Genomic DNA, 26,768 nt, shown 5'->3' on the forward strand with positions numbered 1-26,768 from the left:
CTGAGAAGGGGCGGGGAGCCGTTCGACCGGTACCGGACCCTACTCGCCCGGCGCTCCCCGACCCGGTTCCGCCGAAGATCAGGGGCGTCTCGGGGGCCGACCCTGATGCCTGGCCCCGCCGGTCATGTGACCATCGTTGGCATGCCGGAAGCCGCAAGCCTGCCAGTCGACGACCCGCGGCCGCCGCGCAAGCTCTACCGCAGCAGCGACGGACGCTGGCTCGGCGGAGTGGCGCGGGGCCTCGCCGGGCATCTCGGGCTGCCCGTCATCTGGGTGCGGCTCGTCTTCGTCGGCCTGTTCATGGCCAACGGCCTTGGCGCGCTGCTGTACGCGGCCTTCTGGTTCTTCGTCCCCCTCGGCGTCGGCGGCGTCGGTGGTCACAAGCCGCCGGTCGCCGCGGAGACCGCGCCGGGCGGCCGCCGCAGACTCGTGGCCCGCAGACCGGACAAGGGCCAGATCGTCGCGCTGCTCCTCATGGTCGCCGTGTCCATGGTGTTCGTGGGCAGCGTCAACCTGACCAGCGCCGCCAAGGCGTATCTGGTGCCCGCCGTGCTCGTCGCGGCCGGTGTCGCCCTGGTGTGGAGGCAGGCGGACAACGCACGCCGGGCCCGCTGGGTCGAGGTCGGCCGCCGGCGCCGCACACTGACGCTGCTGCGCGCGGCCGGCGGTGTCCTGCTCGTCACGGCCGGCGTCTCCGCTGTCTTCGTGCTCCAGGGTTCGGCCGCCCACCTCGGCGCGGTCCTCCAGGCGGCGCTCGCCGTCCTCGTCGGCATCACGCTGCTCGCCGGTCCCTATCTGGTCCGCATGACCCAGGACCTGTCGGAGGAGCGCCTGATGCGCATCCGCGCCCAGGAGCGCGCCGAGGTCGCCGCGCACGTCCACGACTCCGTGCTGCACACCCTCACCCTGATCCAGCGCAACGCGGACAACGCGGGCGAGGTGCGCCGTCTCGCCCGCGCCCAGGAGCGCGACCTGCGCACCTGGCTGTACAAGCCGGAGGGCACCGGCAAGGACGAGGCCGACGAGCCGGACACGGTCGCCGAGGCGGTGCGGCGCAGCGCGGCCGAGGTCGAGGACAAGCACGGTGTGCCCATCGAAGTGGTCGTCGTCGGCGACTGCCCGCTGGACGACAGGACCCGTGCGCAGATGCAGGCCGCGCGCGAGGCGATGGTGAACGCCGCCAAGTACGGTGGCGAGGGCGGTGCCGTACAGGTCTATGCCGAAGTCGAGGGGAGGACGGTCTTCGTGTCCGTGCGCGACCGCGGACCGGGCTTCGACCCCGACGCGATACCCGCCGACCGGATGGGCGTCAGAGAATCGATCATCGGCCGCATGGAGCGCAACGGCGGCACGGCCCGGCTGCGGGCGGTGCCCGGCGGCGGCACGGAGGTCGAGCTGGAGATGGAGAGGGCGGAGAAGACGTCATGAGCGACGTGACCGAGACGAACGGTACGACGGGGGCCGGCGCGGCCGGACGGCACGTACGGGTCGTGCTCGTGGACGACCACCGGATGTTCCGCGCCGGTGTCCAGGCCGAGATCGGCCAGACCGCGGAGACCGGGGTCGAGGTGGTCGGCGAGGCCGCGGACGTCGACCAGGCGGTCACGGTCATCACCGCGACCCGGCCCGAGGTGGTCCTTCTCGACGTCCACCTGCCGGGCGGCGGCGGGGTCGAAGTGCTGCGCCGGTGCGCGGCGTTGATGGCGGACGCCGAGCAGCCGGTCCGCTTCCTCGCGCTGTCCGTGTCGGACGCGGCGGAGGACGTGATCGGAGTGATCCGCGGCGGCGCCCGAGGCTATGTCACCAAGACCATCACGGGCACCGATCTGGTCGCCTCGATCTTCCGGGTGCAGGAGGGCGACGCGGTCTTCTCGCCGCGGCTGGCCGGGTTCGTCCTGGACGCCTTCGCCTCCACCGACGCCCCGCCCGTGGACGAGGACCTGGACCGCCTCACCCAGCGCGAGCGCGAGGTGCTGCGGCTGATCGCCCGCGGCTACGCCTACAAGGAGATCGCCAAGCAGCTGTTCATCTCGGTGAAGACGGTCGAGTCCCATGTCTCGGCGGTCCTGCGCAAGCTCCAGCTGTCCAACCGCCACGAGCTGACCCGCTGGGCGACGGCGCGCCGCCTGGTCTGACCCCGACCGGTACCGGGACCCCTGGGGGACCGGCACCGGGACCCTGGGGGACCGGCACCGGGACCCTGGGGGGCGCCCTCACACCACCCGGGTCGCCCCCGCGAACGGCATCAGGTCGATCGGGGCCAGCCGGACCGGCGCCGAGGGGTTGGGGGCGTGGATCATCAGCCCGCCTCCCACGTAGATGCCGACGTGACTGACGCCGGAGTAGAAGAACACCAGGTCCCCGGGCCGCAGTTCGAAGCGGGAGACGCGGCGGCCCGCGTCGATCTGGGCGTAGGTGGTGCGGGGCAGGGAGATGCCGGCGGAGCGGTAGGCGGCCTGGACCAGGCCCGAGCAGTCGAAGGCGTTCGGGCCGGTCGCGCCCCACACGTAGGGGCTGCCGAGCTTGGCGTAGGCGTAGCCGACGGCCGCCGCCGCACGCGTGTCGGGGGCCGCGGCGGACCCGGCCTGTGCCAGGGCGTCCCGGACGTCCGAGGCGGACCGGGAGGCGCGCCCCCGGCTGCCGCCGTCGCCGGTGACCGCGGACCGCTGCTGCGGCGTGAGCCGCGCCAGCAGCCGCCGGGCCTCGCCCAGTTTGCCGGTGATCGTCGTCTTCTGCCGCCGCAGCTCCGCCTGCCGGGAGCGCAACGACGTCAGCTGGACGCGCGCCGTGCCGCGCAACTGCTCGATCTCCCGCAGCTGTTCGCGCACCCGGGACACGGCGGCGGCCTGCCGGTCACCCGCCCGCTCGGCGAACGCGGCGTCGGCCAGGTACCGGTCGGGGTTGCCGGAGAGAGCCAGCTGCCAGGCGGGGGAGAAGCCGCCGACGCGGTACTGCGCCGTGGCGAACGAACCGAGCGCCTCCCGGGCCGAGTTGAGGCCGTCCTGCTTGCGGGCGGTCTCGTCGCGCAGGGTGTTGAGCCTGCGCCGGGTGGTGTCCGCCGCCTCCTTGGCGCCGTCGTACTTCTCGGTCGCGGCCTCGGCCTGCTGGTACAGCGCGTCCACCCTGGCCTTCACCTGTGCCGGTGTCGGCGGGGGCTCGGCCTGCGCCGAACCGCCGAACCCCGTCGCGGTGGCCGCGCCCGTCAGGGCGAGCGTGGCAGCGGTCCGGGCCGTGGGGCCGATCGGGCGTTGCCGGGGCTTGCGATGCGCTGCCACCTGGACTGTCACGTCCTTCCGTGCGACTCGACACGATCCGACGGCCGAGCGGTCCGTGCGCCGCGCGGTCCGGCCGGGCGGTGCCTGCGTCCGGCGGTGGCCCGCACAGGGGGAACGGGCCGCCGCCGGACCCTTCTCGGCGGTGGTGCCCGGCCGCCGCCCCTGGCCCGGGCGGTGATGGGGAGCCGGTCACCTGGGGGAGGACGCTAGGCCGGAGTGTGACGAGTGGGTAACGCAGTGTACGGAACTGGCGTCGATAGACCGGTAAGTGACCGTACGTGATCGTGCGGCCGGTCCGGATTCGCCCTCTTCACTCAGCGTGGTGACCGATGCGCGGAAAGCGGAAGAGGTGGGAGGCGTGAGGTGCTATGGGCCGCATAAATGCAAGATCCGCAGCGGTGGGCGGCCGGGCGCGGACGGCTGTGCCAGGGCCCGGTGACGAGGGACCGAATCGCCCTGATTAGGCTCCGGCCTCATGGACGTACTCATCCATCTCTTCGTCGGCCTGCACATCATCGGCATCGCCGCGCTGCTCGGCGGTTTCCTCACCCAGATGAAGGCGATGGGCCAGGGCACGGCCCGCTTCGTCCCCGGGATGCTGCACGGCGCGCTCACCATGCTCGTCACCGGAGTGGTGCTGGTCGGCCTCAACCAGGCCGGTGACCATCACATCAACACCATCAAGATCGGTCTGAAGCTGGCCCTGCTGATCGTGATCCTCGGCCTGGTCTACGTCAAGCGCGACGAGGAGAAGGTCGAGAAGGGTGCCTTCGGCGTCGTCGGCCTGCTGACCATGGCGAACATCTTCATCGCCGTCCTGTGGACCTGACGGCCGTCCCTCCCGCCGTACGGGCCGCGCGCACCGCTCCGGCGCCGACCGCGAGCCACGCCGCCACCGCCACCGCCACCCACACCAGCACCCGCCCCGGCCACCGGAGCCACGGGAGTCCCATGGCGGCCGCGACGGACGGCGTCGCCCCCGTCATCCCCATGGGGAACACCGTCGACCACCGCCGTACGTCGTAGCCGGGCCGGGGCCGCGCCGCCTCGGCCGCCGGCAGGACGACGTACCAGGCCAGGTCCAGGACGCAGAGCCGAGATGCCGGCCACGCGCCGATGCCGGGCAGCCCCTCGGGCCCCGCCGGGAAGGGCACGCGCGCGTGGGCGCGAGAACAGCCGGTACGCGCGCGTGGCCGGGAAACGCCGGTACGCGCGCGTGGGCACCTGTGCGGAGATCAGCCGGGGCGGACCACACTGTGGATGATCGATTCTCCGCCGTAGTACACCGACTCCTCGCGGACGTAGGCGCCCGGCTTGGGGGCGTGGATCATCATGCCGTTGCCGATATAGAGGCCGACGTGGCTGATGTCGTCGTAGAAGAAGATCAGGTCGCCCGGGCGCGCGTCCGCCAGGGAAACCGTGGTGCCGGCGTTCACCTGGTCGTACGTGGTGCGCGGGAGCGCGACGCCGGCTGCCTTCCAGGCGGCCTGGGTCAGGCCCGAGCAGTCGTAGGAGCCCGGCCCGGTGGCGCCCCACACGTACGGCTTGCCGATCTGGGCTCGGGCGAAGGCGAGGGCCTTCTCGGCCTTCGTGTCGTACGAACTGGACGAGCCGGAGGATCCCGAGGACCCCGAAGAGGCGGAACCCGTCGAGCCCGTGGACGTGGACCCGCCGGAGCCGGACGACGACGAGCCGGACGAACTGCTCTGCTGCTTGGCCCGGGCCGCGGCCTGCTGCTTCGCCAGCTCGGCCGCCTTGCGCGCCGCCTCCTGCTGCTTGGCCTGTTCGATCTGTGCGAGTCGCGCCTTCTCCTGGGCCGTCAGCTGCGAGAGCAGTTCGCGCGCGGAGGCGAGCTTTTTCTGGACGGTCGTCTTGGCCGTCTGGAGGTCCTGCTGCGAGGTGGTCAGCGTCCGGAGGCTCTCGGCGGCCTCCCGCCGCTTCTTCATCGTGGCGGCCTGATCGCCGATGTAGGCGTCGACCGCGCTCTTCTCGCGCGTGGTCAGCCGGTTCATCAGCTGGGTCTGGTCGAAGTAGTCCTGCGGGTCGTTCGCCAGCAGGAAGGTGGCCGTGCTCGGCGCGGCGGCGCCGGTGCGGTACTGGGCCGCGGCGAACGAACCCAGCTCCTCGCGGGCCTTGTTGAGGCTGTCGGTGCGGCGGGCGACCTCCTGGCGGAGGGCGTCGACGTGGCCGCGCTCCTTGCCGGTGCGCTCCTTGGCCGCGTCGTACTTCTCGGTCGCCGACTCCGCCTGCCGGTAGAGGTCGTCGACCTTCTTCTCCACCTCCTCCAGGCTCGGCCGGGTGTGGTCGGTGCCCGGAGCGGCCTCGGCGGTCTGGGACAGCATGGCTATGGAGGTGAGGGCGGCGGTGGCGAGAGCGGGGGTGCGTATACCCGCCGCGGTGGTCCCGCCGGGGCGCGGCTTGCGGTGCGACGCCAAGGGAGGCGACTCCTTCCAATGGTCCGCCTACCGGGTTAGCTGTCGGGTTCGGGCGGTGGTTCGGAAGGGTTGCCCTACGGCGTCGTCCCGGATGGGATTCGGCCGATTCACCCCAGGTTTGGTGGGTCCCCGGCTCCGGGTGCCCCGTACGGGACGGGCCGGACTCGGCGGGGGCCGCGCACGCGGCCCGACCGCAACCTAGCCAACTCGTGTGGCTAGTGTGAAGGTTGGTGCGTGATATGTCCGATACATTTTCGTGATCCGAGACCGGAATCACGTCCGCGTCATCGGGTGATTCCGCTGGGTAAGGGATGTTCGCCCCCACGCCCGCGGGGTCTTCTTCCCGGGACGGCGACCGGTTGTCGGTGGGGCGCCCTAGACTCGGAGAGCGATGAGCAGCCTCTTTGACGACAGCTTCCTGGCGGACCTCCAGCCCCCGCGCGGGCGCGAGGAGGAGCCTCCGCCGCCGCCCGAGGACGATCACGCTCCGGAGCCGCTTCCGGACGATCTGTTCGGCGGGAAGTTCGACGTGCCGCCGGACCGGGACTCCTACTACCGCGACGGCGCCCCCCGCCCCGCACTCGACGCGGCGGCGCTGCTGGAGGGGCTGAACGACAACCAGCGCGCCGCGGTCGTCCACGCAGGCTCCCCCCTGCTCATCGTCGCCGGCGCCGGCTCCGGCAAGACCCGTGTGCTCACCCACCGCATCGCCCACCTGCTCGCCGAGCGGAGCGTGCACCCGGGCCAGATCCTCGCGATCACCTTCACCAACAAGGCCGCGGGCGAGATGAAGGAGCGCGTCGAGCAGCTCGTCGGCCCGCGCGCGCACGCGATGTGGGTGATGACCTTCCACAGCGCGTGCGTGCGCATCCTGCGCCGCGAGTCGAAGAAGCTCGGTTTCACGTCGTCGTTCTCGATCTACGACGCCGCCGACAGCAAGCGCCTGATGGCCCTGGTCTGCCGCGACCTGGACCTCGACCCCAAGCGCTTCCCGCCCAAGTCCTTCAGCGCCAAGATCAGCAATCTGAAGAACGAGCTGATCGACGAGGAGGACTTCGCCGCCCAGGCCGCCGACGGCTTCGAGAAGACCCTCGCCCAGGCCTACGCGCTCTACCAGTCCCGCCTCCGCGAGGCCAACGCGCTCGACTTCGACGACCTGATCATGACGACGGTCAATCTGCTGCGCGCCTTCCCGGACGTCGCCGAGCACTACCGCCGCCGCTTCCGGCACGTCCTGGTCGACGAGTACCAGGACACCAACCACGCCCAGTACGCACTGGTCCGCGAACTGGTCGGCACCGTCGAGCGCGCCGCCGAGGACGTCACCGAGGACGTCGCCACCGCGCCGCGCGAGCACGACCTCCCGCCCGCCGAGCTGTGCGTCGTCGGTGACGCGGACCAGTCGATCTACGCCTTCCGGGGCGCGACGATCCGCAACATCCTCCAGTTCGAGGAGGACTACCCGAACGCGACGACGATCCTGCTGGAACAGAACTACCGCTCCACGCAGACGATCCTGAGCGCCGCCAACGCGGTCATCGAGCGCAACGAGTCCCGCCGCCCGAAGAACCTGTGGACCAACGCCGGCCAGGGCGCCCGGATCACCGGCTACGTCGCCGACACCGAGCACGACGAGGCCCAGTTCGTCGCCGACGAGATAGACCGCCTGGTCGACGCGGGCGACGCCAAGGCGGGCGACGTGGCCGTCTTCTACCGCACCAACGCCCAGTCCCGTGTCTTCGAAGAGGTCTTCATCCGCGTCGGCCTGCCCTACAAGGTCGTCGGCGGCGTCCGCTTCTACGAGCGCAAGGAGGTCCGGGACGTCCTGGCCTACCTGCGCGTTCTCGCCAACCCCGAGGACTCGGTGCCGCTGCGCCGCATCCTCAACGTCCCCAAGCGGGGCATCGGCGAGCGCGCCGAGGCGATGATCGACGCCCTCTCCCAGCGCGAGAAGATCAGCTTCCCGCAGGCGCTCAAGCGCGTGGACGAGGCGTACGGCATGGCCGCGCGCTCCACCAACGCGGTCAAGCGGTTCAACACACTGATGGAGGACCTGCGCACCATCGTGGAGTCCGGCGCCGGACCGGCCACCGTGCTGGAGGCCGTCCTCGAACGCACCGGATACCTGGCCGAGCTGCAGTCCTCCACCGACCCGCAGGACGAGACCCGCATCGAAAACCTCCAGGAACTCGCAGCCGTGGCCCTGGAGTTCGAGCAGGAGCGCGCGGAGCGCGAGCAGGGCACGCTGGCCGACTTCCTGGAGCAGGTGGCCCTCGTCGCCGACTCCGACCAGATCCCCGACGAGGACGAGGAAGGCGCCGGCGTCATCACCCTGATGACCCTGCACACCGCCAAGGGCCTGGAGTTCCCGGTCGTCTTCCTGACCGGCATGGAGGACGGCGTCTTCCCGCACATGCGCGCCCTCGGCCAGACCAAGGAGCTGGAGGAGGAGCGGCGCCTCGCGTACGTCGGCATCACGCGCGCGCGTGAGCGGCTGTACCTCACCCGGTCGTCCATGCGCAGCGCCTGGGGCCAGCCGTCGTACAACCCGCCCTCCCGCTTCCTGGAGGAGATCCCGACCGCGCACCTGGAGTGGAAGCGGACGGGCGCGACGGCTCCGGTCTCCTCCGGCCCGGCCTCCGGGATCGCCGCCTCGCTGTCCTCGTCCCGCTCGCGCTCGTCGGCCGCGGGCGCGTCCGGGTTCGCCACGCGGCGTACGACGGACAAGCCGGCGGCGTCGCTGGCGGTCGGTGACCGGGTCACCCACGACCAGTTCGGGCTCGGCACGGTCGTCGCGGTGGCGGGCGCCGACGACAAGGCCCAGGCGACGATCGACTTCGGCGACGGCAAGCCGAAGCGGCTGCTGCTGCGCTACGCGCCGGTCGAGAAGCTGTAGAAGCAGTGAACGATGTGAGCCCCGCCGGATCGGCGGGGCTCACATCGTCACGACTCACGTCGGGATAAGCGGCTCAGGTCGGGTCCAGGCCGTGGCTGCGCAGCCACGGCAGCGGGTCCACGGCCGCTCCGCCCGCCGGGTGCACCTCGAAGTGCAAATGCGGGCCGGTGGAGTTGCCGGAGTTGCCGGAATACGCGATCGGCTGGCCGGCCTTGACGGACGTGCCGGCGGGGACCTGGTAGCTGGACAGGTGGCAGTACCAGGTCTCCGTGCCGTCCTTCGCCGTCAGTATCAGCATGTTGCCGTAGGCGCTGTTCCACTTGGTGGTGACGGTGCCGTCGGTGGCGGCCATCACCGTGGTGCCGTAGGAGACGGGGAAGTCGATGCCCGTGTGCACCGACATCCAGTTCACGCCCGCCTGGCCGAAATAGGCGCTGAGCCCCTTCTGCGTGACCGGCAGGACGAACTTGGGGCGCAGCCGCTCCTTGAGCGCGGCCTCCGCGAGGGCCTTCTTGCGGTCCTGCTCCTGCTGGTTCTTGAGGTCGATCCGCTCCTGCGTCCGGCTGGCCCGGTCGGCGAAGTCGTGGGCATCGGCGGAGAGCGTCTTGAGCTGGGCGTCCAGCTTGCTGTTGGCGATCGCCGGCCTGACCGCGTGCGCGTCCGCGGCGGTGGCGGCGGTGTCCTTGCTGTCGTCGCTGAACGCACCGACCGAGGCGACCGCGATCCCGGCGACGCCCATCACACAGGCCGAGGGCACGGCGACGGTCAGCAGCGCGGAGCGCTTGGCAGGCGTACGGCGCCGGGACCGCCCGGCGCTGCGCGCGCCCGCGCGGGTCGTCGGCGTGGTCTCTTCCTGCTCCTCCAACAGGCCGTTCGCGGCGGGCGGTTCACCGTTTCCGTAGCCCACCGGATCGTCGGCGGCGTACTCCGTCTGAGGGAAGTCCGCGGCCGGGTCGCCGACCTGCTCGAACGTGGCGGTGGCCTGCTGGTCGAACGGCACGCCGGCCTGCTCGGGAACGGCCTGGCCGGGGGAGTTCCACTGCGTGGCGTCGTACGCGCCGGTCTCGAAGCTCTGGGTGCCCCACTCCCACTGCTGGGTCATGCCGCCGGGCTGCTCGGGTTGGAGCCAGCCGCTCGCGTCCCACTGTCCACTGACGTCATGGCCCGTGGCCTGCGGGGGAACGGTCCAGGCGGTGGTGTCGTGCACGCCGGAGTCGTAGGCGGCGTGGTGCTGGGCCGCGTACGCGTCGTAGTGCGGAGTCGTGCCGGTCTGCCACGGTGTCGCGTCGTAGGCGCCGGTGGTCTGCCGGCCGGGCAGGCTGCCGAAGAGCGGGTCGCCGTGGAAGGTGCCGGTGGTGTCGTGGGAGTGCGCGAAACCGGTGGCGTCGTAGCCGCCGTACGTGGTGAAGTCGCCGTAGGAGGCTTCCTGCGTCCCGTACGGCGCGTTGCCGTAGTGCGCGGAGGAGGCGTCAGACGCCGGGGCCGGGGTGGTCATGGTCCCCGACGGGTGACGGTCGTTCACCAACTTCTCTTTCGCCTCGACAACAGGGGCTGCCAGAGCAGTGCGGCGACTGTACCCGCCGGTACCTGGGCGCGACAATCTTCAGCCGGTTTCGCGTGGGCCGGAAACGGGCAATCGGCGGACTTTCGGGGGACGCCGGACACGAGTTTGGCCGAGAGTTCGATGAGCGTTCGATGTGTGGTGACTGTTGGTCACCTCAAGGCCATCTGTCGGTCACGCCACCGTCAGACCGCCGGCGAGCGCGTCCCCGGAGCGCGCCGTGTCGAGGGCCTCGCGTATCCCGGCCGCGACCGCGGGGTGCACGGGCAGGGCGAGATGCCCGATGCCGGTCACCTGGACGTTCTGCACGTCGAGGTCGGGGTGGTCCAGGCACGCCGACTCCACCGGATCCATGATGGTGTCCAGGTCGCTCCAGAAGCTGACGAACCGCGTACGGCAGCCGGGCGCGGGCCGGGCCAGCTCCTCGATCACCCCGGAACCGGGCCGCATCTGGCGCACGATCGGATGGGCGTCGGCGAGCGGCGCCACCCGGGTCCCCGCGTGCGGGGTGCCCAGGGTGACGAGCGTGCGCACTCGCAGATCGCCGCCGAGACACTGCACGTAGTAGCGCGCTATCAGCCCGCCGAGGCTGTGGCCCACGATGTCGACGCGGGCGCTGCCGGTGCGCTCGCAGATCTCCTCGACATGCCGCCCGAGCAGTTCGGCCGCGGTGCGGATGTCACAGGTCAGCGGTGAGTAGTTGAGCGACTCGACGCGCTGCCGGCCGTGCTGGGCGAGGCTGCGGCGCAGCAGTACGAACACTGACCGGTTGTCGATGAAGCCGTGCAGCAGCACGACGGGCGGGCCGGAGCGGACGGGCAGCCGGGCGGTACCGTTCTGCGCGGGCAGGGCTGGTAAGCGGCGCTCCTGGACGAAGCCGGTCGGATACAGCAGGAGGTGGCCGGCCAGGACCGCGGCCTCGAGGGCGGTCGCCTTGAGCAGCGCCATGGACAGTCCGGCGAGCCGTCCCGGCCACAGGCGCCGGTAGATCGCAAGAGAGAGTGGCAGTACTCCGGTGACCTTCATGGGCCGACCTCCTGTCGGCACGCCGGAGGACGGCTCCATCCCCCGTGTGCCCTCATGTCCCACGTGTGATTTCCCCCTCGCTGCGCACCGTAAAACTGCCGGTTGCGGGATGCTGGAGATAACGTTCGTTCACTTCGCGACGGGTGGCGGGACGCGCCAAAAGTGCGGTACTTGTCGTGAGGGGCCGGAAGCGATCGCTTCCGGGATCGTCTATGGAGGCAGTGATGGGTGTGGCAGCCGGTCCGATCCGCGTGGTGGTCGCCAAGCCGGGGCTCGACGGCCACGATCGCGGGGCCAAGGTCATCGCTCGTGCCCTGCGCGACGCCGGTATGGAGGTCATCTACACCGGCCTTCACCAGACGCCGGAGCAGATCGTCGACACCGCCATCCAGGAGGACGCCGACGCGATCGGCCTGTCCATCCTCTCGGGAGCGCACAACACGCTGTTCGCCGCGGTGCTCGACCTGCTCAAGGAGCGCGAGGCCGAGGACATCCTGGTCTTCGGCGGCGGCATCATTCCGGAGGAGGACATCGCGCCGCTGAAGGAGAAGGGCGTCGCGGAGATCTTCACCCCCGGGGCGACCACGGCGTCGATCGTGGAGTGGGTGCGCGAGAACGCGGGTCAGCCGGCCGCGTCCGGCGGCTGAGCCGACGGCAGGTCGGGGCGGGGTGCGCGGGGGGTGCCGGCCGGTGCCAGCTCGTCCGCCATCGCCGCGCGCAGCCGCAGCGTCGTGACCAGCCGCTGGAAGGCCTCCGCCCAGTAGCCCCCGGCTCCCGGCGCCGCGTCCTCCCGCTCGTCGGGTATCGCCAGCAGCCCTTCCAGCCGTGCGACCTCCGCCGGGTCCAGGCAGCGCTCGGCCAGTCCCATCACCCCGCTGAAGCTCCAGGGGTAACTGCCCGCGTCGCGCGCGATGTTGAGCGCGTCCACGACCGAGCGGCCCAGCGGCGGCGCCCAGGGCACGGCGCACACCCCGAGCAGCTGGAACGCCTCCGACAGGCCGTGTGTCGCGATGAACCCGGCCACCCACGCGGCCCGTTCCGCCGGCTCCAGGGCCGCCAGCAGCTTCGCGCGCTCCGCCAGGGACACCGCCCCCGGCCCGCCCGCCTCCGGTGCCGACGGCGCGCCGAGCAAGGCCCTCGACCAGTCGGCGTCGCGCTGCCGCACCGCCGCCCGGCACCAGGCCGCGTGCAGTTCGCCCTGCCAGCCGTCGGCCACGGGCAGCGCCACGATGTCCCGCGCGGTGCGCCCGCCGAGCCGCTCCGGCCAGCTGCCGAGCGGGGCGGCCTCCACCAACTGCCCCAGCCACCACGAGCGTTCTCCTCTGCCTGCGGGAGGTGTGGCCACGACACCGTCGCACTCCATGCTCGAATCCCACTCAAGCGGCGGCTCGACCGCGATCGCCGGCACGGGTCCCGTACGGTCGAGAGCCACACAGGCCGCCGCCCGTACGGCCATGCGCGCGGCCAGCGCCGAGTGCGGCAGCGCCGACAGCAGTTCCGCGGCCGTCGCCCGGACATTGCGACTGCGGTCGCCCAGCACCCGCTCCAGGAACGGCTCGTCCCCGGCGGCGAGGCCCGCGCGCAGCGTGTCGAGGAACATCAGCCGGTCCTCCGCCCGTTCCTTCGGCCAGGTCGACGCCAGCAGTTCGCGCGCGAGCGCGGGTTCACGCGCGCGCAGTGCGCCCAGTAGCGCCACCCGCTCGGCGAACAGCCCCTCCTGCCACAGCCGCTCCACCCCCTCGGCGTCGTCGGGGCCGGGCAGTGCGGCACCGCCGCCGGGGGCCGCGCGCAGGGCGAAGCGCCAGTCCGTGTTCAACCGGGCCAGCCACAGCGCGCGCGGGCCGGCGAACGCCAGTGCCGCCGGGCGCAGATCGGTACGTCCCCGGGCCGCGTCCAGCAGGGCGGGCAGCGCCTGCGGGGGCGCCGCGTACCCGTGCTCGACGGCTGCCGCGAGCCACTGCGGCAGCAGCTCCATGAGGTCCGGGGAACTGCCCCGGCGGCCGCCGCCCGCCGGGCCGGAGCGGTCGGCCAGCAGGGTGGCGAGGCGGCGGGCCGCCGCGGCGGGCAGGACCGGGCGCGGGTCCTCGGGCGCCGGCTCCGGCCGTCGGCCCGCGCGCGCGGGGCGCAGCCCGGCCCGCCGGCGCACGGTCGCGACGGCGGCCGCGTCCAGCAGTGCCAGCGGAGCCTCCCGGCCGGGCGCGGCACCCGCCCAGGGGCGCCGGTCGGTGCCGAGCAGGGCGGTGGTGAGCAGGTCGTCCCAGGAAACCGCGGGATCCGCGCCGGTCCGGGCGGCCGAGATCGCGTTCATGTCGTCCCCCTCCTGATGGCTCAGGGCGTTCCGTTTCGTCTCGGGCCCGCTCAGCACAGCGGCACCGCCTCGTCCGTCCCCGCCGCCCAGGCGGTGAGCGGGGTGAAGCCGCCGTGGCCGCATTCGCCGAAGACCGTCACGGGGGCGCCGCCGGACAGGGCGGTCAGGCGCCACAGGCCGGGGCGGGAGCGGGCGGCCCGGATCAGGGGCAGGGCCGTGTCCGTGTCGGCGTCGGCCAGCTGCCACGTCTCGCCGTCGGGGACCGGGACCACCCGCTCCAGCGTCACCGGGACCGACTCCAGCCAGGGATCGTCGCGCAGCGCCGCGCCGTACCGGTCCGCCGCGTCCGCCGTCGACACGCCCGGCGGGCGGAACGCGGCGGGTGCCGGCGGGGCGTGGCGCTCGCCCAGGCTCGCCCGGGCCCGGGCGGCTCCCGGGTGGCCGGACAGCTCCGCGTCGAGCGCCAGCCCGACCGGCAGGGACAGCTCCGGGGCCCGGCCCGCGGCGCCGTACGACAGCAGCAGCCGGGTGTCACCCGAATCGGCGCCGTGCAGCCAGATCCGGCGGGTCGTCAGCTTCGCGTCCACCGTGTCGTACTGGGCGAGGACCAGCCAGCGGTCGCGCACCGGCGGGCCGTCCGCCGGTGCGGGCAGGCCGAGCCGCGAGCGGACCGTGGCCGCGAGGGCGTCCGGCAGCGCGTCGCGGCGCAGCCAGCCCTGGTCGAGCAGATGCAGCAGCGCGCACTCCTCCAGCAACCGGGCCGGCCAGCCCGGCCCCGACGCCGGTATCGCCCCCAACTCCCGCACCCGCGCCGCGAGTCCGGGCGCCTGGGCGTCGACCATGCGGGCCGCCGTCTCGTCCCACGCCCCGTACCCCGCCTGCTCGGCCGGGGCCAGGCCGCCGCGCAGCAGGTCGGCGAGGCGCTGCTCCAGCTCCGTCGCGCCCGCGGTGACCCGCTCGGCCCGGCGCTCGGCCCGCCGCCGTGCCGCCTCGGGATCGGCGGGCCCGGACGCGGAACTCCCCTCGCTCCGGGCCGGTTTGCCCTCGACCCGCCCGCGTCTGGAGGCGAGCCACTCCCCGGCCCATCCCGGCGGCTCGGCGGACACCGGCACCGCGCCGCCGCCCGCCCACAGCAGAAGCAGCCCGAGCGCGTGCTTGCACGGGAACTTACGGCTCGGACAACTGCACTTGTACGCCGGTCCGGCCAGGTCCACCACCGTCCGGTACGGCCTGCTGCCACTGCCCTTGCACAGTCCCCACACCGTCCCCTCTCCACTGCCCGTCTCGGACCACGGACCGGCCGTGCCGAGCTTGCTCCCCGCCGTGCGTGACGCGACGTCAGGCGCCAGTGCCAGCACCTGATCCGCGGTCCAGCGCACCCGCTGCTCAGTCATGCCCCCGACGGTAGGTCCCGCCACTGACAATCGGCCGTGCGTGGTCGTTTGTGCAGGTCAGAGCGATTGTCAGTGGCGTGGTGCACGGTGGATGCCAGATCCGAACCGGCCGAGCTGGAGGGGGCCTCAGCCATGTCTGTGTCCGAGGAAGTGACGTCCGTCGACGCGGCGTCCGGCGAAGCGAGCGGGAGCAGGGCGACGGCGAGCGGCGGCGAAGGGACGGCGAGCGGGGGAACGGGAACGGTGAGCGGACGCCGGGAGCCGCAGGCGCTGCGACCGCACGCCGAGCACGCCTTCGCAGCCGAACTCGCCGCGCTCGCCCGGCAGGACGACCGCCCGCGCCCGGCCCGCTGGAAGCTGTCGCCGTGGGCGGTGGCGACGTACCTGCTCGGCGGCACCCTGCCGGACGGCACGGTGATCACGCCCAAGTACGTGGGCCCACGCCGCATCGTCGAGGTCGCCGTCACCACGCTCGCCACCGACCGCGCCCTGCTCCTGCTCGGCGTCCCCGGCACCGCCAAGACCTGGGTCTCCGAGCATCTCGCGGCCGCGGTCAGCGGAGACTCCACCCTGCTGGTCCAGGGCACGGCGGGCACCCCGGAGGAGGCGATCCGGTACGGCTGGAACTACGCCCGTCTTCTCGCGCACGGCCCGAGCCGTGACGCCCTTGTGCCCAGCCCCGTCATGCGTGCCATGGCCGAGGGCATGACGGCGCGCGTCGAGGAGTTGACCCGTATCCCGGCCGACGTGCAGGACACGCTGATCACGATCCTGTCCGAGAAGACGCTGCCCGTCCCCGAGCTGGGCGAGGAGGTCCAGGCGGTCCGCGGCTTCAATCTCATCGCCACCGCCAACGACCGTGACAGAGGCGTCAACGACCTCTCCAGCGCGCTGCGCCGCCGCTTCAACACCGTGGTGCTGCCGCTGCCGGAGAGCGCCGAGGCGGAGGTCGACATCGTCACCCGCCGGGTGGAGCAGATCGGCCGCTCCCTCGATCTGCCGGCCGCGCCCGACGGCATCGAGGAGATCCGCCGTGTCGTGACGGTCTTCCGCGAGCTGCGCGACGGCGTGAGCGCCGACGGCCGCACCAAGCTGAAGTCGCCGAGCGGCACGCTGTCCACGGCCGAGGCGATCTCCGTCGTCACGAGCGGCCTCGCCCTGTCCGCCCACTTCGGCGACGGCGTGCTGCGCCCGGGTGACGTCGCCGCCGGCATCCTCGGCGCGATCGTCCGCGATCCGGCGGCCGACCGGGTCGTCTGGCAGGAGTACCTGGAGACGGTCGTCCGCGAGCGCGAGGGCTGGACGGACTTCTACCGCGCGTGCCGGGAGGTGAGCGCGTGAACGGCACGCGCGGGCCCGGGGCCCGCGACCCCGGCCCCCTCCTGCTCGGCGTGCGGCACCACGGACCCGGGTCCGCGCGAGCGGTGCGGGCCGCCCTGGCCGCCGCCCGCCCCCGTACCGTCCTGATCGAAGGCCCGCCCGAGGCCGACGCGCTCATCCCGCTGGCCGCCGACCCCGGCCTGCGGCCCCCGGTCGCCCTGCTCGCCCACGCCGTGGACGAGCCCGGCCGCTCGGCGTTCTGGCCGTTCGCCGAGTTCAGCCCCGAGTGGGTGGCGATCCGCTGGGCCCTGGAGCAGGGCGTCACAGCCCGCTTCATCGACCTGCCTGCCACGCACACGCTCGCGTGGCAGGGGCGGGACATGTCTGCGGACGGGACCGGGCGGCCGGGACGGGGCGCAGGGGAGGATCCGGCCGAGGCAGGCGGCGAGGAGAGCACGGGCGCCGCGGGCAGCGAGGAGAACGCGGGCGCCGCGGGCGACAGGGGAGACCCGCAGGACATCGGTGGCGCCCCTGAAGCCGGTGATCAGACCCGCCGGTTCAGGGTCGATCCGCTCGCCGCGCTCGCCGAGGCCGCGGGGTACGACGACCCCGAGCGCTGGTGGGAGGACGTCGTCGAGCACCGGGGCCCGGGCGAGCGGGATCCCTTCGCGCCGTTCGCCGCCCTGGAGGACGCCATGGGCGCGCTGCGCGAGCGGTACGGCGCGGGCGGGCACACGCGTGACCTCGTACGCGAGGCGCACATGCGGCTCCAACTGCGTGCCGCGCGCAAGGAGTTCGGGGACGACGTGGCGGTGGTCTGCGGGGCCTGGCACGTGCCCGCACTGCGCGCGAAGGCCACCGTCACCGCCGACCGCGCCCTGCTGAAGGGGCTGCCCAAGGTCAGGACGGACCTGACCTGGGTGCCGTGGACGCATCGCAGGCTCGCCCGGGCCGGCGGCTACGGCGCGGGCATCGACTCGCCGGGCTGGTACGGCCATCTGTTCCACGCCCCCGACCGGCCGGTCGAGCGGTGGCTGACCAAGGTGGCGAGGCTGCTGCGCGAGGAGGACCGGATCGTCTCCTCCGCCCATGTCATCGAGGCCGTCCGGCTCGCCGAGACCCTGGCCGCGCTGCGCGGCCGCCCGCTGCCCGGGCTCAGCGAGACCACCGACGCCGTGCGCGCGGTGCTGGGCGACGGCTCCGAGGTGCCGCTGGCGCTGGTGCACGACCGGCTGGTCGTCGGGGACGCGCTGGGGGAGGTGCCGGAGGCGGCCCCGGCGGTGCCGCTCCAGCGCGACCTGGCCCGGCAGCAGCGCTCGCTTCGGCTCAAACCGGAGGCGCTGGAGCGAGAGTTGGAACTGGACCTGCGCGGGGAGACGGACGCCGCCCGCAGCAGACTGCTGCACCGGCTGCGGCTGCTCGGCGTCGGCTGGGGCGAGCCGGCCCGGTCGCGGGGGAGCACGGGCACCTTCCGGGAGGCCTGGCGGCTGCGCTGGGAGCCGGAGTTGTCGGTGCGGGTCGCCGAGGCGGGCGTGTGGGGGACGACCGTACAGGGCGCCGCACAGGCCAGGGCGGAGGCGGACGCGGAGGCCGCACGCGGCCTCGCCGAGGTCAGCGCGCTCGCCGAGCAGTGCCTGCTCGCGGGGGTGCCGGAGGCCCTGCCGGTGGTCATGCGGGTGCTGGCCGACCGGGCCGCGCTCGACACCGACGTCGGTCATCTCGCCCAGGCCCTGCCCGCCCTCGTCCGCTCGCTGCGCTACGGCGATGTGCGGGGCACCGACACCGGCGCGCTGGCCGGGGTCGCGGCGGGCCTCGCCGAGCGGATCTTCGTCGGCCTGCCCCCGGCCTGCGCCGCGCTCGACACGGACGCGGCGGAGGAGATGCGCGGCCATGTGGACGCCGTGCACGCGGCGGTGGGGCTGCTGGCGGAGACGGCGGCCGCCACGGGCACCGACAGGGGGAAAGCAGGCGCGGGGAGTGGCGGCGCAGGGGACGGTGGCGGTGCCGGACCCGGCGCGCTGCGGGACCGCTGGCGGGCGGTGCTGCGGGCGTTGGCGCTGCGCGACACCGTGGCCGGTGTGCTGCGGGGGCGGGCGGTGCGGCTGCTGCTGGACGACGGCGTGCTGGGGCCCGAGGGGGCGGCGCGGCTGATGGGGCTCGTCCTGTCGCCGGGGACACCGCCCGCCGACGCGGCCGCCTGGATCGAGGGTTTCGTCGGCGGCGGGGGCGGGCTGCTGCTGGTGCACGACGAGCGGCTGCTCGGCCTGGTCGACGGCTGGCTGACGGGGGTGCCGGCGGAGGCGTTCACGGACGTACTGCCGCTGCTGCGGCGCACGTTCGCGGCGTATGAGCCGGGAGTGCGCAGAACCCTCGGCGAACTGGTCCGGCGTGGGCCGGGCGAGCGGACCGTCGGCCGGGCGGCAGGGTCGGGGACGTCACCGGGCTTCGCCGCCGAACCGGACACCGAGCGCGCCGACGCCGTGCTCCCGGTGCTGCGGCTGCTGCTCGGCCTGGAGGAGGACCGGGACGAGAAGCCGGACCAGGATGCGGGCAAGGGTCCGGGCCGGGATCAGGGCCGGGACCTGTACGGGCAGCCGAGGACGACCGACGACAACAGCCTTGCGGGGGTGGGCACATGACAATCCAGCCGATCACGACGACCACCGGCCCCGGCCCCGGCGCTGCTGGCCCCGGCACCGGCCCCGGCATCGGTCCTGGCCTCAGCCCCGGCCCAGGGCCCGGCGTCGGCGACCCGGCGAGGGAGAGGTTGCGGCGGTGGCGGTTGGTGCTCGGCGGGGAGCAGGCCGACGGGACCGGATGCGCGCTGTCCGGGCGGGACGCGGCGATGGACGGCACGCTCGCCGCGCTCTACGGCAAGAGGGACAAACCGCAGGCGGGGCGCGACCGTTCGGCCGGGCTCGGGGCCTCGGCGCCGTCGGTGGCACGCTGGCTCGGCGACATCCGCCGCTACTTCCCGTCCTCCGTCGTCCAGGTCATGCAGCGCGACGCCATCGACCGGCTCGGGCTGTCCGCCCTGCTGCTGGAGCCGGAGATGCTGGAGGCGGTGGAGGCGGACGTGCATCTGGTCGGCACGCTGCTGTCGCTCAACAAGGCGATGCCTGAGACGACGAAGGAGACGGCGCGCGCGGTCGTCCGCAAGGTCGTCGAGGATCTGGAGAAGCGGCTCGCGACCCGTACCCGGGCCACCCTCACCGGTGCCCTGGACCGCAGCGCCCGGGTCAGCCGCCCGCGCCACCACGACATCGACTGGAACCGCACCATCGCGGCCAACCTCAAGCACTACCTGCCCGAGTACCGCACGGTCGTGCCGGAACGCCTCATCGGATACGGGCGGGCCGCGCGGTCGGTGAAGAAGGAGGTCGTGCTCTGCATCGACCAGTCCGGTTCGATGGCGGCGTCCGTGGTCTACGCGTCGGTGTTCGGGGCGGTGCTGGCCTCCATGCGGGCGATCAGCACCCGGCTGATCGTCTTCGACACGGCGGTGGCCGATCTCACGGACCAGCTGGACGATCCGGTCGACGTCCTCTTCGGCACCCAGCTCGGCGGCGGCACGGACATCAACCGGGCTCTCGCCTACTGCCAGTCGCAGATCACCCGTCCCGCCGAGACGGTGGTCGTGCTGATCAGTGACCTCTACGAGGGCGGCATCCGCGACGAGATGCTCAAGCGGGTCGCGGCGATGAAGGCGTCCGGGGTGCAGTTCGTGGCGCTGCTCGCGCTGTCGGACGAGGGCGCGCCGGCGTACGACCGGGAGCATGCGGCGGCGCTCGCCGCACTCGGCGCACCGGCCTTCGCCTGCACGCCCGACCTGTTCCCCGAGGTGATGGCGGCGGCCCTGGAGAAGCGACCACTGCCGATACCGGACACCGCGTGACAGGAGGAATGAAAGGGGATATGGCTACCCATCGGTAACACGGGGCTTGCGCGGACTTGGGGGTGCCGTGAAGGATCGGTGGAGTCCCTGCCGTGCCGATCCGAGGACGTTATTCTCCTTGACCTTCTCCGCCGCCCTCCTTGGAACCACCGTGCGCGTGCTGCGCACGGCGGCCGGGCGGCGTGCGCTCCAACTGACGCTGCTGGTCGGCGGGTTGTTCGCACTGGGGTTCCTCTTCGGTGAGCAGGCGCACGCGGCCGACGGAACGGCGGCGGGGAGAGCGGCGACGTCCCTCACGTCCGCGACATCCGCGACGTCCGTGACATCCGTACTGCCCCTGACGCCGTCGGACTCCGGGGCGGCCGCGCAGAGTCATCCGGCGCACACGACCGGCGAGAAGACCGTCACCTCTGCGCAGAAGATGCAGGGCGTGCTGTCCCCGGTGACGGGGACGGTGGCCACGGTGAACCGGACGGTGTCCACGGTCACCGGGACGGTGTCCACGGTCGTCCGGACCGTCGAGGACACGACGACCGAGCGCGTCGTGCCGGCCTCCCTCCCGCTGCCGGACCTCGGCCACGTGCCGGACGTACCCGATGCGGTCGGCGTGCCCGTGATTGCGCCGAGCCGGCAGGGGCAGGGCGCGGGCACGGCGAGCCGGCCCGCGAGCCCGGTCGGTACGCCGGCCCTGGCGCACCCGTACTCACACCCGCACCACGCCCGTACCGGCGCCGGTGCCGTGGCCCCGGCCGGGCCGGCCCCGTTCGCCTCGTACGGGCCGGAGAGCACCGCCGGGTCCCCGTACGCCGCACCCCCCGTGCGTTCCTCCGCGCACCACGGCACCGCCGGTGCCGTCGCCGCCCCCGGCCGTCCGGCGCCCGCCGGTACCCCGAACGGCGTACTGGGCAAGCAGGCGGCCGAGGGGACCGCGTCCCGTCATGCCGACGTGTACGTCGTCACCCTCGGTCACCGTGCCCCCCTGCGGCTCGTGCCCGGCACCGCCGTGCGCACCGACATGCCCCGCACCCGGGAACGGCACCGGGACATCCCCGTCTTCCCCGGCTAGCTCCGGCCGCCCCTCCTTCGGGCCTCGCCGGTCGCCGATGACCGATGGCCGATCACCGTCACCCGGTCACCTCTGATCGCCGGTGATCCGTCACTGCTCCGTCGCTGATGCATCACTGATCCATTGCTGATCCATCACTGACGGGCACGCGCAGGGGCCCGACCCGCTTCCGTGAGGTGTCCGGACCCGGACGGCCGAATGCCGTCGGATCGTTCGGGCGGGGCCCCACGGGTGAGACGGCCGGTCCCCATAGGGGTGGGGGCCGACCGTCACGGTCCCGGAACCACCGGGGCCGGCCCAGAGGCCTCACCGGGCCAACCCCAGCCCGGTGAGGCCTCGCACATCGCGCCAGTGCGCGGCACGCCGTGCCAGGGAACCCGGCATCATGTGACAGGTATCACCGCTCGGGTGTGACCCTCGATTTAGGGAGCCCCCGCGAGCGGGGATAACCTGCGAGACGGACATGCCGCGCGCTCGGACACCGTGTGCGCCTCCCTTGTGACAAGCGGACGTCACGTTGCCCTTCGCGGCACGCCCACGCATCCAACGAACCGCGAGATCACTGATAGGGACGGAAGCGCGTGGACCTGTTCGAGTACCAGGCGAGGGACCTCTTCGCCAAGCACGATGTACCGGTGCTGGCCGGTGAAGTCATCGACACGCCTGAGGCGGCCCGCGCAGCCACTGAGCGCCTGGGTGGCAAGTCCGTCGTCAAGGCTCAGGTGAAGGTCGGCGGCCGTGGCAAGGCCGGCGGCGTCAAGCTGGCCGCCTCCGTGGACGAGGCCGTCGAGCACGCCAACAACATCCTCGGCATGGACATCAAGGGCCACACGGTCCACAAGGTCATGATCGCCGAGACCGCCCCGGAGATCCTCGAGGAGTACTACGTCTCCTTCCTCCTCGACCGTGCCAACCGCACGTTCCTCTCCATCGCCTCCGTCCAGGGCGGCATGGAGATCGAGGAGGTGGCGAAGGACACCCCGGAGGCCGTCGCCCAGACGCCGATCAACCCGATCGACGGTGTGACCCCGGAGAAGGCCCGCGAGATCGTCGAGGCCGCCAAGTTCCCGGCCGAGGTCGCGGACAAGGTCGCGGACGTCCTCGTCAAGCTGTGGGACACCTTCATCAAGGAGGACGCCCTCCTGGTCGAGGTCAACCCGCTGGCGAAGGTCGCCTCCGGCGACGTCATCGCCCTCGACGGCAAGGTGTCGCTCGACGACAACGCCGAGTTCCGTCACCCCGACTTCGAGGAGCTCCACGACAAGGCCGCGGCCAACCCGCTCGAGGCCGCTGCCAAGGAGAAGAACCTCAACTACGTCAAGCTCGACGGCGAGGTCGGCATCATCGGCAACGGCGCGGGTCTCGTCATGAGCACCCTGGACGTCGTCGCCTACGCCGGTGAGAACCACGGTGGCGTCAAGCCCGCCAACTTCCTGGACATCGGCGGTGGCGCCTCCGCCCAGGTCATGGCGAACGGCCTGGAGATCATCCTCGGCGACCCCGACGTCAAGTCGGTCTTCGTCAACGTCTTCGGTGGCATCACCGCCTGTGACGAGGTCGCCAACGGCATCGTCCAGGCCCTGAAGCTCCTGGAGGACCGCGGCGAGAACGTCTCGAAGCCGCTTGTCGTCCGCCTCGACGGCAACAACGCCGAGCTGGGCCGCAAGATCCTCACGGACGCCAACCACCCGCTGGTGCAGCGCGTCGACACCATGGACGGCGCGGCCGACAAGGCCGCCGAGCTGGCCCACGCCGCCAAGTAAGCACTCAGGACGAGGACACCAACACACCATGGCTATCTGGCTCAACAAGGACAGCAAGGTCATCGTCCAGGGCATGACCGGCGCCACGGGCATGAAGCACACCAAGCTCATGCTCGGTGACGGCACCAACGTCGTGGGCGGCGTGAACCCGCGCAAGGCCGGTCAGAAGGTCGACTTCGACGGCACCGAGGTACCGGTCTTCGGTACGGTCGCCGAGGCGATCAAGGAGACCGGCGCGAACGTCTCCGTGATCTTCGTGCCGGAGAAGTTCACCAAGGACGCGGTCGTCGAGGCCATCGACGCCGAGATCCCGCTGGCCGTCGTGATCACCGAGGGCATCGCCGTGCACGACACGGCCGCCTTCTGGGCGTACGCCGGCAAGAAGGGCAACAAGACCCGCATCATCGGCCCGAACTGCCCCGGCATCATCACCCCGGGCCAGTCGAACGTCGGCATCATCCCGGGCGACATCACGAAGCCGGGCCGCATCGGCCTGGTCTCGAAGTCCGGCACGCTGACGTACCAGATGATGTACGAGCTGCGTGACATCGGCTTCTCGACGGCCGTGGGCATCGGCGGTGACCCGATCATCGGCACCACCCACATCGACGCCCTGGCCGCGTTCCAGGACGACCCCGAGACCGAGCTGATCGTGATGATCGGTGAGATCGGCGGCGACGCCGAGGAGCGCGCGGCCGCGTTCATCAAGGAGAACGTGACCAAGCCGGTCGTCGGCTACGTCGCGGGCTTCACGGCGCCCGAGGGCAAGACCATGGGCCACGCCGGCGCCATCGTCTCCGGCTCCTCCGGCACCGCGCAGGCCAAGAAGGAGGCCCTGGAGGCCGCGGGCGTCAAGGTCGGCAAGACCCCGACCGAGACGGCCAAGCTCGCCCGCGAGATCCTGGGCGGCTGACCTTCTCAGCGGAACACCGGTAGGCCCGTCCCCGCGGTGGGGGCGGGCCTACCGCTATTGTCCGCGCCGTCCCCGCTGCTCCCGCTGTTCCGCTGTCCCCGCTCGACCGGGTTCATCCGGCCAGCGGTACCAGCCGCTGCGGCCCGCTCCTCTCCGACGCGCGCCGCAGCTTGGCCCGCAGGGCCTGCTCCGCCGGGGACAGCGGACCCGGCGCCACCCGGGGCGGCACGCCGCCCACCGCCTGCGCGGGAGCGATCGGTGCCTCGTAGTGCGTCGGGGCCGTCCGCAGGGTGAGCGCCGTCGCGCCGATGATCGTCACGGTGAAGGCGATCGCCGTCCGGGTCCAGAAGGCGTTCCGGCGTTCGCTCACGGTCCGTACCGTGGTCGGCTTCGCGGCCCGCAGCCGCTCGGCCGAGGCCAGTTCCAGCAGCCCGCGGTGGAGCGCGCGGGGATCGGCCAGTTCCGGGAGGCGGGCCGCCACGGCCTGCCGGGCATGGGTCAGCCGGCTGGCGGCCGCCGGGGTGCTGGCCTCCGTCTCCGCCGCCGTCTCCGGCAGGTCGAGCCCCACACCGTCGTAGAGCAGGAGCGTGCGCCGGTACGACGGCGGCAGCTTCAGCAGGGCGTGCAGCAGCGCGCGGCCGGCCGGGGCGGCGGGCGGCGGCTCCGGGTGCCGGTGGCGGGGGCGGAAGCGGTGCCAGGGGGAGAGCGCGCAGTCGTACGCCACCGCCCGTACCCAGCCGGCCGGATCGCGGTCCCGGGCCACCTCGGGCCAGCGCTGCCAGGCCAGTCGGAACGCCCGCTCCACCGCCTCGCGGGCCAGCTCCCGGCGCCCGGTGAGCAGGTAGGCCTGGCGTACGAGGGCGGGGGCGCAGAACGCGTACAGCGCGTCGAAGGCCTGAGCGGGCGTCAGGGGCTCCGGCGGAGAGGCGGGGGAGGGAACCCGGGGCAGCGTCGTCACCGTGCACTCTTTCGTACGAAAATGAACATAAAAGTATATTGAGCGACACTACGGGGGTTCGCCTGTTACGACGGGAAAGCGCGTGTCGTTGGGAGCATGGCGGGCGTGACCCTGATGACCGCTCGCCGCCGACCGTCGCTGTCGACCCTGCTGACCCGGCTGCGCGACCGCTCGCCCGGACTGGCCGCGAGCCTCCTGGGCGGCGCTGTCGCCGCGGGGCTCGGGCTCGGCTCGCTCGCCGTGCTCGTGATGGGGCTGTGGGTCCTGTCGCCGTATCCCGACAGCGGTCCGGGCGGCGCGCTGCATGTCGCCGCCGCGCTGTGGCTGCTGGCACACGGCGTCGAACTGGTCCGTACGGACACGCTCTCCGGCGCGCACATGCCCGTGGGGGTGACGCCGCTGCTGCTGCTCGCGCTGCCGGTGTGGCTGGTCCACCGGGCGGCCCGGGACGGCGTGGACGCGCCCGCCGACTCCGTCTTCGACCCTCGCGACGACGCGGACGCACCGCCGCTGGTGCCCGCGCGCACGGTGTGGACGGGGGTCGTCCTCGGCTATCTCGCCGTCGGTGGCCCGGCCGCGCTGTACTGCGCGGGCGCGGAACTGCGGCCTTCATGGCCGTGGGTGACGGTGTGTCTGCCGCTCGTCGTGGGGATCACGGCGGCGGTGGGGGTGTGGACGGCGTACGGTCGGCCGCGTGAGCCCGTGCTGAAGGTGTGGCGGATGCTGCCGGGACAGGTGCGGCGACCGGTGTCCGGCACCGACGGGTGGCGACGGCTGGGCACGGCCGTACGGGCCACCGGCGCGGCGACGGCCGTGCTGCTCGGCGGCGGGGCGGCGCTGGTCGGGGTGTCGCTGGTGTGGCACGGCGGGGCGGCGCGGGCGTCGTTCCTCCAGCTGACGGAGGGCTGGACCGGTCGATGTGCGGTGCTGCTGCTCGGGGTCGCGCTGATCCCCAACGCGGCGATGTGGGCCGCGTCGTACGCCCTCGGCCCCGGCTTCCTCCTCGGCGCCGGGCACCTCGTGTATCCCTTCGCCTCCCGTCCGGCCCCGCTGCTGCCGCCGTTCCCGCTGCTGGCGGCGGTGCCGGACGCGGGGGCCGGGTCGCAGCTCAACTGGGCGGCGGGGGCGGTGCCGGTGGCGGCCGGGGTGACGGCGGGGTGGTTCGTGGCGCGGGGCGCGGTGGAGCGGCCCGCGCGGCAGGGGGAGAGGGCGTCGGCCCGCTGGTCGGCGGCTCGCACGGCCGGGGTGGCGCTGCTGACGGCGCTGGTCTGCGGGGCGGGCTGCCTGCTCCTCGCCGAACTGTCCGGGGGCCCGCTGGGCGTGGCGGCGCTGGCCCGCTTCGGACCGGTGGGCTGGCAGACCGGGGGCGCGGCGGCGCTGTGGACGGCGGTGTTCGGGATGCCGGTGGCGCTGGTGGTGCGGGCGTGGCGGCTGCGGACGTGGTGGGTGCGGGGCGGGGGGATTCCGGCGCAGGACAGGACGGGGGAGCAGGCGAAGCCGGGGGAGCGGGGCCGGCAGGGGCAGGCCGGGGAAGACGCCGAGTCCGCGGCCGAGGGGACGGGGCGGCCCGAGACCATGGACGAGGACAAGGACAAGGGCAGGGCCAAGGACGCCGCGAAGGGCAAGGAGGCCGAGTCCGTCGTGCCCGGGGCCCCCGAGGAGGAGTTGTACGACTTCCTCCCGGCCGACGATCCGTATCCTCCGGGCTGGCACGACGACCTCGCGCGCACCTCCCGCTGGGCGGCCCTGCGCGAGACGGCCGCCCGGCGCGAGACCGCCGACGAGATCACCGAGGCAGAGATCACCGATGTCGACATCGCGGAGGCTGACATCACCGAGGCCGGCATCGCCGAGGCCGGCATCGCCGAGGCCGAGACGCCCGCCGAGCCCGACGGCCCCGCACCGGATCCGGAGGACGTACCCCCGTCCCCGCCCCCTGCCGAAGCACCGTGATCCAA

General features: G+C 73.1%; 20 protein-coding genes and 1 riboswitch. Of the genes, 12 read left to right on the plus strand and 8 right to left on the minus strand.

Annotated elements, in window-relative coordinates; translation table 11 throughout:
* Window positions 1-141 precede the first annotated feature (141 nt).
* Together ACZ4MF_RS27770 and ACZ4MF_RS27775 are read left to right on the plus strand one after the other, a co-directional pair.
* Window positions 142-1,428: an ATP-binding protein gene (locus ACZ4MF_RS27770; protein WP_362818189.1), complete on the plus strand. Its 1,287-nt coding sequence runs from the start codon at window positions 142-144 to the stop codon at window positions 1,426-1,428.
* Window positions 1,425-2,135 (plus strand): LuxR C-terminal-related transcriptional regulator, encoded by a 711-nt coding sequence (locus ACZ4MF_RS27775; protein ID WP_467494610.1) that lies wholly within the window; start codon window positions 1,425-1,427, stop codon window positions 2,133-2,135. Before ACZ4MF_RS27770 ends, ACZ4MF_RS27775 begins: the two co-directional genes overlap by 4 nt.
* A 78-nt stretch (window positions 2,136-2,213) precedes the next feature.
* On the opposite strand, the gene ACZ4MF_RS27780 is transcribed toward ACZ4MF_RS27775, so the two are convergent.
* Window positions 2,214-3,275: a C40 family peptidase gene (locus tag ACZ4MF_RS27780; RefSeq protein WP_467494611.1), complete on the minus strand. Its 1,062-nt coding sequence runs from the start codon at window positions 3,273-3,275 to the stop codon at window positions 2,214-2,216.
* A gap of 475 nt (window positions 3,276-3,750) precedes the next feature.
* Here ACZ4MF_RS27780 and ACZ4MF_RS27785 point away from each other — a divergent pair, with 475 nt between their 5' ends.
* Complete coding sequence (locus ACZ4MF_RS27785; RefSeq protein WP_071370084.1) at window positions 3,751-4,104, plus strand: hypothetical protein; 354 nt, start codon at window positions 3,751-3,753, stop codon at window positions 4,102-4,104.
* Here ACZ4MF_RS27785 and ACZ4MF_RS27790 read toward each other — a convergent pair.
* Together ACZ4MF_RS27790 and ACZ4MF_RS27795 are read right to left on the minus strand one after the other, a co-directional pair.
* Window positions 4,082-4,429: a hypothetical protein gene (locus ACZ4MF_RS27790; protein ID WP_467494612.1), complete on the minus strand. Its 348-nt coding sequence runs from the start codon at window positions 4,427-4,429 to the stop codon at window positions 4,082-4,084. The two genes, ACZ4MF_RS27785 and ACZ4MF_RS27790, sit on opposite strands and share 23 nt — an antisense overlap.
* Window positions 4,430-4,510: 81 nt before the next feature.
* Window positions 4,511-5,710, minus strand: a complete 1,200-nt coding sequence (locus ACZ4MF_RS27795; RefSeq protein ID WP_467494613.1) for a C40 family peptidase — start codon at window positions 5,708-5,710, stop codon at window positions 4,511-4,513.
* 7 nt (window positions 5,711-5,717) lie between these two features.
* Window positions 5,718-5,890, minus strand: a riboswitch (cyclic di-AMP (ydaO/yuaA leader).
* A 211-nt stretch (window positions 5,891-6,101) separates the two neighbouring features.
* Here ACZ4MF_RS27795 and pcrA point away from each other — a divergent pair.
* The gene (gene pcrA, locus ACZ4MF_RS27800) at window positions 6,102-8,606 is read left to right on the plus strand and encodes a DNA helicase PcrA (RefSeq protein ID WP_467494614.1); all 2,505 of its coding nucleotides are present in this window, start codon (window positions 6,102-6,104) and stop codon (window positions 8,604-8,606) included.
* Window positions 8,607-8,679: 73 nt separating this feature from the next.
* Here the strand turns inward: pcrA and ACZ4MF_RS27805 are convergent, their stop codons facing one another.
* Window positions 8,680-10,128, minus strand: a complete 1,449-nt coding sequence (locus ACZ4MF_RS27805; RefSeq protein WP_467494615.1) for a M23 family metallopeptidase — start codon at window positions 10,126-10,128, stop codon at window positions 8,680-8,682.
* A gap of 213 nt (window positions 10,129-10,341) precedes the next feature.
* Window positions 10,342-11,193, minus strand: coding sequence for an esterase/lipase family protein (locus ACZ4MF_RS27810; protein WP_467494616.1), 852 nt, complete (start codon window positions 11,191-11,193; stop codon window positions 10,342-10,344).
* Window positions 11,194-11,417: 224 nt separating this feature from the next.
* Here ACZ4MF_RS27810 and ACZ4MF_RS27815 point away from each other — a divergent pair, with 224 nt between their 5' ends.
* A complete protein-coding gene (locus tag ACZ4MF_RS27815) occupies window positions 11,418-11,840 on the plus strand; it encodes a cobalamin B12-binding domain-containing protein (protein WP_467494617.1) in 423 nt (140 codons plus the stop codon).
* Here ACZ4MF_RS27815 and ACZ4MF_RS27820 read toward each other — a convergent pair.
* Together ACZ4MF_RS27820 and ACZ4MF_RS27825 are read right to left on the minus strand one after the other, a co-directional pair.
* Window positions 11,816-13,501 carry a DUF5691 domain-containing protein gene (locus ACZ4MF_RS27820; protein WP_467494618.1) on the minus strand — a complete coding sequence of 562 codons (1,686 nt, stop codon included), beginning with the start codon at window positions 13,499-13,501 and terminating at the stop codon, window positions 11,816-11,818. The genes ACZ4MF_RS27815 and ACZ4MF_RS27820 overlap by 25 nt on opposite strands.
* Window positions 13,502-13,551: 50 nt before the next feature.
* A complete protein-coding gene (locus ACZ4MF_RS27825) occupies window positions 13,552-14,895 on the minus strand; it encodes an SWIM zinc finger family protein (RefSeq protein WP_467494619.1) in 1,344 nt (447 codons plus the stop codon).
* Window positions 14,896-15,027: 132 nt separating this feature from the next.
* Here ACZ4MF_RS27825 and ACZ4MF_RS27830 point away from each other — a divergent pair, with 132 nt between their 5' ends.
* The 6 genes from ACZ4MF_RS27830 to sucD all read left to right on the plus strand — a co-directional run bounded on the left by ACZ4MF_RS27830 (window position 15,028) and on the right by sucD (window position 23,852).
* Window positions 15,028-16,236 carry an ATP-binding protein gene (locus tag ACZ4MF_RS27830; protein ID WP_467494620.1) on the plus strand — a complete coding sequence of 403 codons (1,209 nt, stop codon included), beginning with the start codon at window positions 15,028-15,030 and terminating at the stop codon, window positions 16,234-16,236.
* Window positions 16,233-18,854, plus strand: coding sequence for a DUF5682 family protein (locus tag ACZ4MF_RS27835; protein WP_467494621.1), 2,622 nt, complete (start codon window positions 16,233-16,235; stop codon window positions 18,852-18,854). The genes ACZ4MF_RS27830 and ACZ4MF_RS27835 overlap by 4 nt, the downstream gene beginning before the upstream one ends.
* The gene (locus tag ACZ4MF_RS27840) at window positions 18,851-20,110 is read left to right on the plus strand and encodes a VWA domain-containing protein (protein WP_467494622.1); all 1,260 of its coding nucleotides are present in this window, start codon (window positions 18,851-18,853) and stop codon (window positions 20,108-20,110) included. Before ACZ4MF_RS27835 ends, ACZ4MF_RS27840 begins: the two co-directional genes overlap by 4 nt.
* Before the next feature lie 118 nt (window positions 20,111-20,228).
* On the plus strand, window positions 20,229-21,176 hold the full coding sequence (locus ACZ4MF_RS27845; protein ID WP_467494623.1) for a hypothetical protein: 948 nt from the start codon (window positions 20,229-20,231) through the stop codon (window positions 21,174-21,176).
* Window positions 21,177-21,757: 581 nt separating this feature from the next.
* Window positions 21,758-22,939, plus strand: a complete 1,182-nt coding sequence (sucC, locus tag ACZ4MF_RS27850) for an ADP-forming succinate--CoA ligase subunit beta (protein WP_356030144.1) — start codon at window positions 21,758-21,760, stop codon at window positions 22,937-22,939.
* Between the two features lie 28 nt (window positions 22,940-22,967).
* A complete protein-coding gene (gene sucD / locus ACZ4MF_RS27855) occupies window positions 22,968-23,852 on the plus strand; it encodes a succinate--CoA ligase subunit alpha (RefSeq protein WP_071370071.1) in 885 nt (294 codons plus the stop codon).
* Window positions 23,853-23,964: 112 nt separating this feature from the next.
* Here sucD and ACZ4MF_RS27860 read toward each other — a convergent pair whose 3' ends face one another.
* Entirely contained in the window at window positions 23,965-24,810 is an 846-nt protein-coding gene (locus ACZ4MF_RS27860) for an RNA polymerase sigma factor (RefSeq protein WP_467494624.1), read from the minus strand.
* Between the two features lie 96 nt (window positions 24,811-24,906).
* Between ACZ4MF_RS27860 and ACZ4MF_RS27865 the strand changes: the two genes are divergently transcribed.
* Window positions 24,907-26,763, plus strand: coding sequence for a cell division protein PerM (locus ACZ4MF_RS27865; RefSeq protein WP_467494625.1), 1,857 nt, complete (start codon window positions 24,907-24,909; stop codon window positions 26,761-26,763).
* Window positions 26,764-26,768 lie beyond the last annotated feature (5 nt).

The sequence above is a fragment of the Streptomyces sp. NPDC025793 genome (assembly GCF_055558375.1).